The following is a 14,528-nucleotide window of genomic DNA, read 5'->3' as shown; positions in this document are numbered from 1 at the left end:
ACAACTTAATATATCTTTCCTTATTAAGTCCGGTTGCAGAACGCCATTGACGCTCATTTTTTAGATCATTTATCGATATTTTCATGTGCCAAATTTAAGACTATTTTTCCATTGCAACAAGTCTAATATATCTCAACTACAAAAAACGATATTTTTTTGGTGAATCAAGGTGAAAAAGTGCTAGGTCTATCCGTTGGATCATAAAAAAAGCGCCGCGTGGAAGCTCGCGACGCTTTAATCATTCACACTTAATCAAAAAAATCAGACGGCGAAGCTCTCTCCACAGCCACAGGTGCGGCTTGCGTTGGGGTTTACAAATTGAAAGCCTTTGCCATTAAGTCCATCGCTAAAATCAAGAACCGTTCCGGCGAGGTACAGAATACTTTTTTTATCTACCACAATCCGAATTCCTTTATCTTCAAAGATCATGTCGGTCGGTTGGGTTTTGGTATCAAATTCAAGGTTATACATCAAACCTGAGCAGCCACCGCCTTCCACGCCTACACGGATGTGGTTTTCGTCGGTGCGGCCTTCTTCAAGGCGCAACGTTTCAATTCTCTGCTTTGCTTTATCAGTTACCGTTACCATACGTTTTGTTCAATTGGGATTCACTAGTACTAACTTTTTTAGGAAAAGGAAAGTTCGTAAACAGGCTATTTTTACCCAAAACTAAACCTCTACCAGCTTTCCAACACCCTGGGGCCGCCCTGATTGATGGCCGAAACGTGCGTGACGCTGTCGATGCCAGCCAAAGCAAACGTTTCTTTCATGGCTTGTCCCACCCGCTCGGCGGTTTCTTTGCCTTTACTGAGCGTAAACATCGAAGGTCCCGCGCCCGAAATACTACATCCCAAAGCGCCCTGTTCCATGGCAGCCTGTTTGACTTCGTTAAATTCCGGAATCAAAATAGCCCGCACGGGTTCGATGATGACATCGACCATCGAGCGACTGATGAGCGCATAGTCTTCCTGCATGAGTCCGGCGATGAGCCCGGCTACGTTGCCCATTTGGGAAATGGCGTTTTTGAGCGAAACTTCATTCCGCAAAATAAAGCGCGCATCTTTGGTATTCACCTCAATATCAGGATGAACGAGCGTGCAATATAATTCGGCTGGCACCGGAATGCTGAATACATCGAGTGGTTGATAGCTGCGAATCACCACAAAACCACCCATCAGCGACGGGCCCACGTTGTCGGCATGTGCTGAGCCGCAGGCAATGCGCTCGCCTTCAATGGCAAAGGGCAGCAGTTGTTTGCGGGTGAGGGGCTGTCCGAGCAGTTCGTTCAGCGCAAAGACACCTGCCACGGCACTTGCCGCACTCGAACCCATGCCGCTGCCGAGGGGCATGTTTTTGTGCAGCAGCACTTCGCAGCCAAAGTCAGGCATTTTGAGGTGATCCAGCAACCGCAGCATGACTACGGTTACGGCGTTGCGGGCAGGGTCGCGAGGGAGGCGGCCTTCATCGCCCAAAATGTCGGTAATCACAATGCCGGGTTGTTCGCGGCGGCGCAGCTCTACAACATCGCCGGGCTCGTCGACGGCAAAACCAAAAATATCAAATCCGCAGGCCACGTTGGCAACGGTAGCGGGGGCAAATGCTTTTATATAATCCATTATTATTAGTGCTTTTTTATTTACCCGAAAACCTTACCCTAAATAGCTACTGATGCTCATGATGTCGGCAAATACACCTGAGGCCGTAACCTCCGCACCCGCCCCGGGACCTTTGACTACTAAAGGCCGGTCTTTGTAGCGTTCGGTAGTGAACGAAACGATGTTGTCGCTGCCTGAAAGATTATAAAACGGATGTTTGGCATTGACCACCCGAAGCTGTACCGTAGCCTGATTATTTTCCAGCGTAGCAATGTAGCGGAGCACACCTTGTTGAGCCTGAGCTTCCTGCAAGAGATTTTCGAAAAAGTCATTGGAGCTTTCCAGCTCGGCAAAAAAGTTTTCTACCGTAGGGGCGTGCAGGCAATTATCGGGCAGCAGCTGAGCAATTTTTACCTCTTCGGGTTCCATAGGTACACCTACTTCCCGGGCCAAAATCAGGATTTTACGGGCTACGTCGGTGCCGCTGAGGTCGTCGCGTGGATCGGGCTCCGTATAGCCCATCGCTTTGGCTTCCCGCACCACATTGGCAAAGCTCACATGCGGACCGAAAGTGTTGAATATATAGGAAAGCGTACCCGACAAAATGGCTTCAATTTTTATAAATTTATCTCCACTCGCCATCAATCCCTGAATGGTATTGATGATGGGCAGGCCGGCACCCACATTAGTTTCGTACAAAAACTTCACGCCGCGCTGTAAGGCTGTGCGCTGCAACCGCTGATATTCCGAATATCTGCCCGAATTGGCCACTTTATTGGGTGTCACGACCGAAATACTCGCATCCAAAAGTGTCTCATAATGTTTGACAATATCTTTATCTGAGGTGCAATCAACAAAAACGCTGTTGGGTAAATTGAGCTCAATGATACGCTGCACAAAGGCCGGAATGCTGGTTTTGACGCCTTGCTCGTCGAGTTCGTCGCGCCAGCGGTTGTACGGAATCCCGCCCGGTTCGAGCAGCATTTTGCGGGTATTGGACAATCCGGCGATGTTGAGTTTCAGAAATTTCTCATCGCTCAGAAAAGAAGATTGGCTGCGGATCTGTTCGAGAAGCGTGCTGCCAATAAGGCCAACGCCCACAATGAAAAGATTGAGTGAGCGGGTTTCGGAAAGAAAAAACACACCGTGAATAGCATTGAGCGCTTTCGATAAGTCATTTTTAGAAATAACCACCGAAATATTCAACTCCGAAGAGCCTTGCGCTGTGGCAATGATATTAATTCCGTTTTTTCCTAAAACCGAAAAAAGCTTACCCGAAACACCCGAGCTTTTGCGCATTCCTTCGCCAACGATGGCGATAATGGAAACATTTTTTTCGATGCTGATGCTGTCAATATCGCCGCTTTGCATTTCTGCTTCAAACGCCTTTTCGAGCACTTCGCGGGCGCGTTCGGCATTGCGTGGGTCAATGGTAAAGCAAATGGAATGCTCCGAAGAAGCCTGTGAAATCAGAATAACGCTGATGTTATTTTCGGATAAAGTCGAAAACAGCCGTGCCGAAATTCCCGCCACGCCAATCATCCCGCTTCCCTGAATGTTCACAAGCGCCATGTCGTCAATTGACGATATGCCCGTGATAGCGTATTCTTTATGGTTGGCCGAGCGACTTACCAGCGTACCTTCAAAGGAAGTATTGAATGTATTTAGAACTTTCAGAGGAATATTTTTGGCAAATGCAGGCTGCAAACTTGGCGGATAAATGACCTTGGCTCCAAAGTGCGAAAGCTCCATAGCTTCGGCATACGAAATGGCCGGAATCGTGAAAGCGTTCGGTACTTTGCGTGGGTCGGCGGTCATCATGCCGTCTACGTCTGTCCAGATTTCGATCACGTCGGCGTCCAGAGCTGATCCAAAAATAGATCCGGTGTAGTCGGAGCCGCCGCGCCCAAGCGTGGTAGTGATGCCGTCGGCTGTGGAGGCAATAAACCCCGTGATGCATTGCAGGGCGGATGTTTTGGCAAAATGTTCCAGAATTTGTCGATTGGTTACGTCAAAATCCACATCAGCCATGCCAAAAGTCGCATTCGTACGGATGAGTTTCCGGGCATCGCAGTACTCAGCATTGACTCCTTTATTTTTAAGTACTTCGGCGATTATCGTAGTTGAAAGCCGCTCGCCAAAGCTCATGATCAGGTCGAGTGTACGGGCGGTTAATTCACGAATGAGCGAAACGCCCCGCAGGATGTCTTCCAGTTCATTGAAAAGTCCTTTGACATTGGCAAACGTACTGCTCTGTTGCTTGACATTTATGAGGCCCCGAATGGTAGCAAAATGCCTTTCTTCCACGGCTTTGAGGAGCTCAAAGTACTCCTGATTTCCGGCAGTCGCCATGCGGGCAATTTCGATCAGGCGATTAGTGGCACCGCCCATGGCCGAAAACACCACGGCCACGCGTTGTCCCTGTGCGATATTTGTTTCCAGGATTCCTATAACCTGTTTGATGCTTTCTACTGAGCCAACCGACGTACCGCCAAACTTTAAAACTTTCATCAACTATGCAATTCGAAATGGAAGAAATAACTCTGTGAAAGGCTGATACTTAGCCCAATCAGGCTGCAAATATAGCAAATCGCCTTCCTGCTTGGTGGTTTTTGCGCAAAAAGTGCGTGTCTTTCCCGATTCTTCCTTATTTTTCTCCGTCCTATTTTCCGCCTGCCCAACTTCCTTTTCTGACGGCCTATGTTGTACCGCTACCGCGTCCTGATTTTCCTGTTCACTTTGTCCATGATCACCTACCTCGACCGGGTGTGTATTTCGGTTGTGGGCAAACGTATGAAAGACGATTTGGGTCTTACCAACGAGGAGTTTGGCTGGGTGTTGGGCGCTTTTTCGCTGGCGTATGCGCTCTTTGAAATGCCCACCGGGGCCATGGGCGACCGCCTCGGGCCGCGGCGGGTTTTGCTGCGGGTGGTGTTGTGGTGGTCGTTATTTACGGCCCTCACCGGGGTTGCGTCAGGACTTGTGGCGTTGATCGTTATTCGCTTTTTGTTTGGAATGGGCGAAGCCGGGGCCTATCCAAACAGTTCGATTGTCATTGCCCGCTGGTTTCCGGCGGTAGAAACGGGCCGGGCGCAGGCCTTTATTTGGGGAGCGGGCCGGCTGGGCGGTGCCCTTGCGCCACTGCTGATGATCCCCCTTGCGGCATCGGTTGGCTGGCGGGCTTCGTTCTGGACGATGGGGTTTGTGGGCGTGGTGTGGGCGGCGATTTGGTACTGGTGGTTTCGGGATTTTCCGGGAGAGAAAAAAGGAATTTCTGAAAAGGAACTGGCCTATATTCAGGAAAACCGACGGTTTCGGCCACAAGCGCACAGCCTTGCCTGGGGCGCATTGCTGCGAAGCCGCAACCTGTGGGCGCTGGTCATCATGTTTCACTTTTATATGTACGGCGCGTACTTTTTTTACAGCTGGATGCCCATCTATTTGCAGGAAGGACGGCATTTTTCTGAATCCGACATGCAGCTTTTTTCTACGCTGCCTTTTTTATCCGGAGCGGTCGGGTGTTTCACGGGTGGGTTTTTGAGCGATTGGCTCGTCAAGCGCTACGGCCTGCGCATTGGGCGGGCGAGCGTCGGGCTGGTAGGCATGGGGCTGTCGAGCCTTGTAATGTGGACCTCGGCCCTCACGACCGATAACGTCACGGCGGCTTATCTGCTTTCGGCAGGCATGCTGTTTAAAGATTTAACCCTTCCCGTTTCGTTTGCGGTTTGTGTGGATATTGGCAAAAGCCGCGCTGGCACCGTCTCAGGAACTATGAATATGATTGGCCAATTGGGAGGCTTTTTTCTGGCCGTATTTTTTGGAAAAATCGTAGACCTGGCCGGCGATTACAACTACCCGCTCTACATCATTGGTACACTCCTCGGAATCAGTAGTTTGCTGTGGCTGGTCATTGACCCAACCAAAGAATTGACCTGGAAAGTAGTGGGTGCCAATGATCCGGGGTTGCTGGATGGGTGAGGGGGTTAGTGCAGGAATTGAAGCCAAAGCTCAAAAATTCTCTGTTTTCTTTTCGTTTGATTTGAATAATCCAGGCAGGCGGTTATTTCTTCATCTATAAACGGGCGACGAACCAATTGGCCAATTTCTTGTTTAAGGTACTTTTTTACCGAGAATTCTGATTGCAAAAGGTCAGGTAGAATAGTAGTTCGGTTATCAAATAAATAGATAATGTCTTCAAAATCACTGTTCCATCTGAAATCTTTCCCATGTCTTTCTGATTTGAGGGCTTCTATTTTGGATGCCAAAAAATAGGCTACTTCAAAAATTTTAATAGGTGCCTGATTCTCTAAATGTATATGCTCTGTATGACTGACTCCTTCTTCATACCATGGATTCGTAAAACCTAAAATTTCACCTTTGGTTGGCATAATATCAACCACAATATCGTGGTATTTATACCGACAAATAACTTCTGAATCTCGGTCTGGCTCAAAACCTATGGATCGAAGTTTCTCTTCTAGATTTGCAAAGGCTCCCCGGTTAATGATCTCAACCACAACATCAATATCATCCGTTGGACGGGATTCGCTACGTGCAGGATCGTCGCAATACAAATCAACGACTGCACCACCGACAAAAACCACGTGATGGTTAATCTCCGCAAGTGCGTTAGCGATGACTTTGATTCTGACAATGTTTCTATAATTCATGCATGAGAAATAATTCGTTTTTCCAATTCCTGCGAAGCAAGCCGGATTGTGCGCGGCGAACCAGTACGTATGGCATCAATCAAGGATAGTACTTCATAAAGTGCCGGATTTTGCTGTGCAATTTCCGGTACGGTAGGGTATAGTGGTTCAATACGCTGTCCCCGAACAGTACCATCAGCATATTCCCAGACATACTGCTCCTCCGAAATTAGTGAGTTGCTGAGTGGTGGAGCTGATTGAGCTGTCGGAACACCCCTCACTAATGCCCCCGGACGGGCAGGAAATACATAGGGCAATCCATGCATAATAAAATCTAAAAATGCTTTTTTATTGATGCTTTTTAGATTTAAATCCGCTAGTAAACCTGCGTATTCTGAACGCCGCAGTGATTCGGAAACCTCAGCTTCACTAATTTTGAGTAAAGTCGCAAGGGTCTTGTTCTGTGGAATTTTTGAAAGTAAGGGTACGGTCGATTGCTGAGAAAGATTGTTTTTTTCTAAGGTAAGTTGGGCAAGAATTAGTATGTCCTGTGGCCGCATTCCATTATGCTTTTTCATAACCTGTGTTTTTCTGATTTGCAATTTGCAAATTGCAAATCAGAAAAACAACTCATACTCTTATAATGTAATTTCAAAACAAGGTAAAAGATGTAGGAAACATGGCTAAATTAAAAAATGTCACCAATTTTGCCTAAAAACAATTTACCTTCACCCAATAAATCGTTAAACAAACTATTGCAATAGTCAATTTCTTGAATGCCCTGAAAGAGATTGTTTGACGCAAAGCTGATTCGCTCAATTCTCTGTATCTTCGGAAACAAAAATTCTATATTTACCTGTGAGAAATTTATACGTTGTACTTTCCTTCTTCATGAGTACTATTCTTGTTGTGCCGGTATGCGCTCAGACTTATCAGCCGCCGGTGTTTACGGATGTTGAACGACAGAAAAGAATCGAAGAAGTTTATCCCATCATCGATAAACTTTACGAGGATTTTGCGGAAAAGAATCGCATTCCGGGATTAGTCTATGGACTTGTGGTTGATGGCAAGCTGATGTATTCCAAAAGCCTTGGATTTACTGATTTGTCAAAAAAAATGCCCGTTACATCTCAATCGCTGTTTCGGGTAGCATCTATGAGTAAAAGTTTTACGGCAATGGCCATTTTGCAACTCCGCGATGCCGGCAAACTCAGCCTCGACGATGCGGCAGAACGCTATATTCCCGAAATGAAAAACCTGAAACTCCTCACGACCGATGCCCCGTCTATTACGCTGCGTCATCTGCTCACGCACGCAGCAGGCTTTCCGGAAGATAATCCCTGGGGCGATCGGCAGCTTGATGCTACCAATGAAGAACTGATGGCTTTTGTGAAAAATCAGATTTCGTTTTCCAATGCGCCCGGCATTGAATACGAATACAGCAATCTGGGTTTTACGTTGCTGGGTTATATTATTGAAAAAGTGTCAGGGAAAACGTACCAAAACTACATCAACGAAAATATCCTGACTCCTCTCGGAATGACACACTCGGCCTGGGAATATACCGACATTCCCGCGGAGCAACTCGCTCACGGCTATCGGTGGATCGACAACGCCTGGACGGAAGTGCCGCTGCTGCACGACGGCGCGTATGGCGCCATGGGTGGGCTGATTTCTTCGCTAGATGATTTTAGTAAATATGTGGCGCTGCACATGGCCGCATGGCCCCCGCGCAACGAGCCCGACAACGGCCCGCTGAGGCGAAGCTCTTTGCGAGAGATGCATCATCCCTGGAATTTCAGCGGCAGCAACCCAACCTATACCTTTCCCGATGGCCGTATGTGCGGAATCACTACGGCTTACGCCTATGGCCTTAGTTGGCTGCGCGACTGCGATGGCCGTGAGTTCGTAGGGCACAGCGGTGGCTTGCCCGGTTTTGGTTCCAACTGGCGTTTTTTGCCGGAGTATGGAATCGGCATAATCTCCTTTGCCAACCGGACCTACGCGCCCACGACGCCCATCAATTTGCAGGTGCTAGATACCCTCATTCGTAAAGCAAATCTAACGCCCCGGCAGCTTCCGGCCTCTGTAATTCTGAAACAGCGGCAACAGGAACTTACCCGCCTGCTGCCTGCCTGGACCAACGCCGAAGCGAGTGGACTTTTTGCCGAAAATTTCTTTGATGATTATGCGCTGGCGGCTTTGCAACAGGAGGCAAAACGGATGTTTGAAAAAGCAGGAAAGATCATCAAAGTCCACGAAATTATTCCTGAAAATCAGTTACGGGGAAGCTACCTGCTGGAAGGTGAAAAAAGTAATTTGCGGGTATCGTTCACCCTTACACCGGAAAATCAACCGCTGATTCAGGAGTACCGGTTGCGGGAAGTAGAAAAGTAAATTGTTCGATACTTTTTTTAACAAAAAAATCTGTTGCCGGTTTTAAAAGCTCACTCTGATTCGTTCTTTTCCAAAAAACCTACGTACAAACCATGCGTCGTCGCGATTTTTTTACAAGTAGTTTACAGGGCGGCGCCCTGCTGGCTATCGGCTCACAAGTGTCGGCCTGCACGCAGGAAACCTCCGCTGCTACGGAATCTGCTCCCTCATCGGTTGCTCCCTTTGAGTTAGATGAGAAAACCATTGCTGATCTTCAAACAGCGCAGGAAGAAGGTACCTACACCGCCCGCCAACTGACTCAACTCTACCTGGATCGTATCGAAGCCATTGATCGAAACGGCCCTACGCTGCGGTCTGTGATTGAGGTCAATCCTGATGCGCTGAAAATTGCGGATCAACTGGATAAAGAACGGAAGCAAAAAGGCCCGCGCGGACCTCTGCACGGCATACCGGTTTTGATTAAGGACAACATCGACACCGCCGACAGCATGCGCACCACTGCCGGTTCGCTGGCTTTGGCCGAACATGTAGCGGCCGACGACGCCTTTATTATCAAACAGCTACGGCTGGCTGGTGCCGTACTTTTAGGGAAAACCAATCTTAGCGAGTGGGCTAATTTCCGTTCCACCCATTCGTCAAGCGGATGGAGCAGCCGTGGCGGACAGGTACGAAACCCGTACGCAACCGATCGCTCTACGTCGGGTTCGAGCGCAGGCTCAGGAGCGGCGGCAGCTGCAAACCTGTGCGCTGTGGCAATTGGCACCGAAACCGACGGCTCTATTTTGAGCCCTTCTTCCATCAATGGTTTGGTGGGTATTAAACCTACGGTAGGACTGCTGAGCCGGAGCGGAATTATTCCCATTTCAAAATCGCAGGATACAGCCGGTCCCATGGCCCGGACCGTTACGGATGCGGCACTGTTGCTTTCGGCCCTGACTGGTATTGACCCGAAAGACTCCGCTACCGCCGGACAGCAGAGCTATCCGGATTACACAAAATTTTTGGACATAGATGGCCTAAAAGGCGCAACGATTGGCGTGGAGCGCAGCTATTTTGGATATAGCGAGCAGGTTGATGCGCTGATGGAAGAGGTGATAAAGTTGCTTCGGAAAATGGGTGCGCAAGTGATAGATCCCGCACCCATTGACCCGACGATTCAGTTTGGAGAAGATGAGTTTGAAGTAATGCTTTATGAGTTTAAAGACGGGCTCAACGCCTATTTGGCCACTCTCCCGGCAAAAGCCCCCGTACGCTCCCTGAAAGATCTGATTGCTTTTAATCAGGCAAATAAAGATAAAATGATGCCTTTTTTCGGGCAGGAAATTTTAATTATGGCTGAAAAAAAAGGCCCTCTCATTGACAAAGCCTACCAAAAAGCATGGGCAAATTGCCGCCGAAAGTCGCGCGAACTGGGCATCGACGCTACGCTGCAAAAATACAAACTGGATGCGCTGATTGCACCCACCGATACACCCGGCTGGGTGATTGACCACATCACCGGCGACCATTACCTGATGTCGAAAGCCAGTTATAGCATCGCAGCTGTGGCAGGATATCCGGGAATTTCGGTGCCGTTGGGACAGGTGATGGGAATGCCCGTAGGCATGAGTTTTTTCGGAACGGCATACAGCGAGCCAACCTTGCTCAAATTTGCCTATGCCTTTGAACAAGCCCAACAGGCACGGCAGGCACCCACCTTTCGGGCGAGCGCCGGATAAAGCATAAATAGAGAGGTCGGGTGAATTGCTTTATAAAAAAGCGCTTTTACTCGACCTTCACCGTCAGGCTTTTGCCAAGATAAACTCCCTGAGGCAGATCCATGATAAACAGCGTGCGGTTTTGTTTTTCATCAAAAACCGTACGAACGTGCTCATCCTGCGTGCGGTATTTTCCACTGATTGAAAGGAGCAGTCGATTCATTTTTCGGGATGGGTCCGAAACGCTGATTTCCTTAACCCGGTTGTTTTGTAGATGCAGCTGTGCTATGCCGGGGCTATCCAACTGAACACTGAGTCCATCTGCAATCGGTGCCGTACCGGCTTCATAAAACGCCAGCTGCGCAATACCCAATTGCGTGTGTTTTACGGCTTGAAGCGCGGGCGTATTGGAAATAATCTCAATGTTTCGATTCTTCTGGCTTGTTTCACTCAAAACCTGCTCAGAAACATTGGGTACCACAATGTACTGATACGAGCCCTGTGAAGGCCTTTTGCCGTGATTGAACCACAGAGTAAATACCTCTTCGCTCACTAGTTCATTACTGATATTTTTCTGATCCGTAATGTCCGACCATCGGCCCGTTTCGGTTTGATTCGATAGTTCAACGGTTGCCGGTTCCGGGAAAATATAGCCTACGTTGTCGTGGTGTACCCACTTCACATCCGACAAAGAGCGACTGCCTTTGGGAAGTAGCTGCCGGGTGCCGTTTTGCATTACATGTACATCGCTTCGCATCAGCACCTGATTGACCGTTGAGGCAACGGGAAGGTTGGCCGTTGATTTAATGGCGGTACCCAGGCAGACGTATTCTTCATCAAAAAAGAACCAGGATTTTTTTGCTTTCAACGGATCGTGCGGACTTCTAAAATCAAAAACTACGGCACCGTACAAACCATCGGTAACGGCACCGACGAAGTCTGTCAGCCCGTCTTTCTGAATATCTTCCGGGCCGGGAAGTGCCTGTTTTTGTACGATGGTCGTGCCCGAAATCTTTTGCCAGTCGTACACGGCCCACATGTTGTGGTACTCGTCGCCTTTCAGCATGAGGTAATTGGTGCCATCGGCCCGGTGATGCGTGGTTTTCCCAGGACCGTTGTAAGGTTCTTCCATGTTCCGGTTGCGGGTAGAAAACATCCGGACGGTGGTATAAAACTGCGGGCGCTGAAACACAAAATGTTCCGTTTGCCAGAAAAATTTGGCAAACGAAGCCGATGGTTTGGCTTCACCTTTCCGCAGCCGGATGATTTCTTCCAGTTCAGCTTTGCGGTAATCGGTGCTTACCAGTAGCCGCTCGATTTCCAGTGTACTGTGCGGAGAAAAGGTAGATTTGCCGGAAATACTGCGATTTTTTACACTAATGTCTTCATACACGCCATAGACCATCTGCTTATAAATACCGTCGAGGTAGTAGTCTACGAGCTGATTAATTTTTTCCTTGGCAAAGGCATAGGGCGTTCCTGACACAAAAAACGACCAGTCACCAAAGGCGTTGGCGTACTTTCCGTAGCCGTAAGAGGACGTATTATTGACACGATCTTCGCGGTGATGAAAACTGTAATCGTGCTGCATGCCCCGCTGACCGGTAGCAAATTTCAGCTCTCCTTCGATAATCTTAATAATGGTATCGAACTCCTGGTACTTTTCGAGAAATAGCAGATTTTTGGCCAAAATTCCCGCAATCACAATCCGGTCGCCGCTGGGTCGGGCGCCGGAGGCGTTCATATGGGCGCGGCCAATCATGGGCTGAGCGTTGGTTACCAGCTCCTTCGGAAGTTCGTCGCCCATAATCAGCATCAGATTTCCTAAATTAGTTGGAGTCGTGATCTGATTGTTGTGCCAGTTATCGCCCACAAAGTCATGTTTAACCCAGTAGCTCAGGCCATTTTCGATGGAAGCTTTGAGTGCTTTGTTTTTATGAAACTTCGACGATTTGTTCTTATACGCTTTGGCCATATACACAAGATTACTCGTGTGCCCGCCCTGCGGAAAACTTGCGGTTCGGCTCAGGTCATCGTATTTTATATCTTCAAAACTTCCATCAGACTTCATTTTTTTTAAGAGTGCATCTACCGCCGAATCGTTGATTTTGGTGGTCATGAGGTCGGCTACTATGCGTTCTTTGATGACACGCACGTCATTTTGCGCCCAACTAACCCAGGAAAAAAGAAGGAAAACCGGCACCAAAAACAGCGCTCGAAAAGGAAGATTCATACAGAATTGACTAAGAATGACATATAGGTAGTTTCTATCTGATAAAGCATGTCCATTCTTAATTCTATTTGAAAATTTCAGGAGATTTTTGTAAAAAAAGGTGACAGGCCCCGTAGAGACGCAAATTTTTGCGTCTCTACGGGATAGTATGAAATCAGGATTTCAATAGTCCGGCTATTGCTTCGCCAATCTTCATCAGGCGGCTGATTTCATCTCTTGTAAAATCATAAGCGACTGGTTTGGCGATGCCGATTACGCCAAACAGCTCACCATCAAGTAACATAGGTGCTGCCAAAGAGCCTTCTACTTTGGTTTCTTTGGCGGCAGGGCGCGCCACTCCCGACTCATCGGTTTGCAGGTTACACATTTCTACGGCTTCGCGGCGCTCGGCGGCGATGCCTGCCATGCCTTTACCAATGGGAATTTGCGTCATTTTGGGCAATAAAAACTCGGGAATTCCTTCCTGTGCTTTAAGAATCAGCAGATTTGAAGAGGCGTCGAAAACATGGATTGTACCTGTGCTGCAATCAAATTCTGTACGTATGTCAGTAAGCAGGCTTTGCCAATTGATTAACGATGCGTCGGTAGGTAGCGAAGATAAAATGGATTGGTTCATGTGTATTGGTACTTTTTTGTAGATACGATCAATTGCTGAATGATTAAAGAGCAAGTATAGACGTAGCGTGTAAGTTTTCCTATGACTTTTAACCAAATTTTGTCCATTCCTGAGCGCTTGCTGCACGGCTTCTAACCCTCCGGTGGATGTAAATCAGTACCAGGTAATTCGATTTAAGTTCAGAATAGCAAAAGGAGCGCTTGTCAGGCAAACGCTCCTTTATGAAATTTAAACGGATTCGGGTTTATTGATTTTTTAGTTCAGCTTATTCCAGACTGCTCAGATTTGATTGAGCAATCGTTGATGAATCAAAGGAGTAGTTGATACGTTCCAATTCTCTGTAAAAGCGTGATTTTACCAGCTCCAGCTCATTGAAATTAATACTATCCATGCCGTCCTTTTCATCGGTATTGAAAGCCTTTGTGCGAATAGACGTAATCGTCTTGTCCTCGGCTTGTAATGGGTGTGCCCAAAAACGTATATATGCTTCCAGACTATAAGGAGTCATTTTTGAACCAATGAATCGCCGACGTTTTACGTCTGTATTGAACACAAGTATAGCTTCTCCATTGGCGCTTTTACGCAGCAAAAGTTTGCTGTTACCAGTCAGAACAGCCGAATGAATACTATTAATAAATTGGTCAGCTGGAATATCGAATTCCATGTCACCTAGTTTTACAAAACTGAAAATTGTTTGAATTTTGAAAAGTTCATCCGACGTTCGTTTGTACAGATTGGAATTAATTGATAGCGAATCTCTTAAAACAAAGAGCTGCTTCTCGAAGAGGGCTGATCGTTGTAACCCTTGTCGCTCTACCTGGGTAATTTGCTCCGTCAAATCGGCGAGTTCCTGGTGCAGGCGAGTAGTATCTGCCGTTAAAGACTGTATGTTTTTTTCCATGCGTTTGGTTTCCCGTGCATAGACAAAGATCCTGTCTTCAAGCTTCTTTTTATAGTTTTCCAGCTGGCCGATTCTTACCTGCAGCTGACTGTTTATCTTGTTGAGCCGATACAGGCTGTCATTTAAAACCCTTACATTCAGGCTTAAACGTGAATTATGTTGCGTGAGTTTTGAGGTGGTTTGGACTTCGGTTTCATACAACTCTTTGTATTCGTCCTTGAAAAAGGGAAGTGAAAATTGACAATAACCACTGGTTACTGACAAGAAGAGGATGGTCAGAGTGATAAGACTTTTCATACAGACTAGTTCTTGAGGGTAAATTTTAGATCATTCAAAAAGGTTTTTTCAAACAATGAGGAATTGCCCGCTAAACAGCATAATCATTCAACTTTAAAAGAATATAATTATTATTGCATAACAGATACATATATGATTATTCA

11 protein-coding genes are annotated in these 14,528 nt (G+C 47.4%); 3 read left to right on the top strand and 8 right to left on the bottom strand.

The window, feature by feature from the left end; all coding sequences use genetic code 11:
• Positions 1-261: 261 nt before the first annotated feature.
• From EZE20_RS14930 to thrA, 3 genes are all read right to left on the bottom strand, one after another.
• Positions 262-588: a HesB/IscA family protein gene (locus EZE20_RS14930; RefSeq protein WP_132119026.1), complete on the bottom strand. Its 327-nt coding sequence runs from the start codon at positions 586-588 to the stop codon at positions 262-264.
• Positions 589-677: 89 nt separating this feature from the next.
• Entirely contained in the window at positions 678-1,616 is a 939-nt protein-coding gene (locus tag EZE20_RS14925) for a homoserine kinase (protein ID WP_132119024.1), read from the bottom strand.
• Between the two features lie 33 nt (positions 1,617-1,649).
• Complete coding sequence (gene thrA, locus EZE20_RS14920; RefSeq protein ID WP_132119022.1) at positions 1,650-4,106, bottom strand: bifunctional aspartate kinase/homoserine dehydrogenase I; 2,457 nt, start codon at positions 4,104-4,106, stop codon at positions 1,650-1,652.
• 189 nt (positions 4,107-4,295) lie between these two features.
• On the opposite strand from thrA, the gene EZE20_RS14915 reads away from it, so the two are divergent.
• Positions 4,296-5,573 carry an MFS transporter gene (locus EZE20_RS14915; protein ID WP_132119020.1) on the top strand — a complete coding sequence of 426 codons (1,278 nt, stop codon included), beginning with the start codon at positions 4,296-4,298 and terminating at the stop codon, positions 5,571-5,573.
• Between the two features lie 5 nt (positions 5,574-5,578).
• Here EZE20_RS14915 and EZE20_RS14910 read toward each other — a convergent pair whose 3' ends face one another.
• Positions 5,579-6,265 carry a nucleotidyl transferase AbiEii/AbiGii toxin family protein gene (locus EZE20_RS14910; protein ID WP_132119018.1) on the bottom strand — a complete coding sequence of 229 codons (687 nt, stop codon included), beginning with the start codon at positions 6,263-6,265 and terminating at the stop codon, positions 5,579-5,581.
• A complete protein-coding gene (locus EZE20_RS14905; RefSeq protein WP_228713769.1) occupies positions 6,262-6,822 on the bottom strand; it encodes a hypothetical protein in 561 nt (186 codons plus the stop codon). Before EZE20_RS14905 ends, EZE20_RS14910 begins: the two co-directional genes overlap by 4 nt.
• Before the next feature lie 313 nt (positions 6,823-7,135).
• On the opposite strand from EZE20_RS14905, the gene EZE20_RS14900 reads away from it, so the two are divergent.
• Together EZE20_RS14900 and EZE20_RS14895 are read left to right on the top strand one after the other, a co-directional pair.
• Positions 7,136-8,641, top strand: a complete 1,506-nt coding sequence (locus tag EZE20_RS14900; RefSeq protein ID WP_132119016.1) for a serine hydrolase domain-containing protein — start codon at positions 7,136-7,138, stop codon at positions 8,639-8,641.
• A gap of 92 nt (positions 8,642-8,733) precedes the next feature.
• A complete protein-coding gene (locus EZE20_RS14895) occupies positions 8,734-10,359 on the top strand; it encodes an amidase (protein WP_132119014.1) in 1,626 nt (541 codons plus the stop codon).
• A 46-nt stretch (positions 10,360-10,405) separates the two neighbouring features.
• On the opposite strand, the gene EZE20_RS14890 is transcribed toward EZE20_RS14895, so the two are convergent.
• The 3 genes from EZE20_RS14890 to EZE20_RS14880 form a co-directional block, all read right to left on the bottom strand.
• Complete coding sequence (locus EZE20_RS14890) at positions 10,406-12,571, bottom strand: polysaccharide lyase family 8 super-sandwich domain-containing protein (RefSeq protein WP_132119012.1); 2,166 nt, start codon at positions 12,569-12,571, stop codon at positions 10,406-10,408.
• 154 nt (positions 12,572-12,725) lie between these two features.
• Positions 12,726-13,187, bottom strand: a complete 462-nt coding sequence (locus EZE20_RS14885; RefSeq protein WP_132119010.1) for a GAF domain-containing protein — start codon at positions 13,185-13,187, stop codon at positions 12,726-12,728.
• Between the two features lie 265 nt (positions 13,188-13,452).
• Positions 13,453-14,385: a DUF3450 domain-containing protein gene (locus EZE20_RS14880; RefSeq protein WP_132119008.1), complete on the bottom strand. Its 933-nt coding sequence runs from the start codon at positions 14,383-14,385 to the stop codon at positions 13,453-13,455.
• Positions 14,386-14,528 lie beyond the last annotated feature (143 nt).

Origin of the sequence: Arundinibacter roseus (assembly GCF_004348825.1) — a bacterium.
In the GTDB taxonomy this organism is placed as follows: domain Bacteria; phylum Bacteroidota; class Bacteroidia; order Cytophagales; family Spirosomataceae; genus Arundinibacter; species Arundinibacter roseus.
This window is presented reverse-complemented; position numbering and strand designations above follow the sequence as displayed.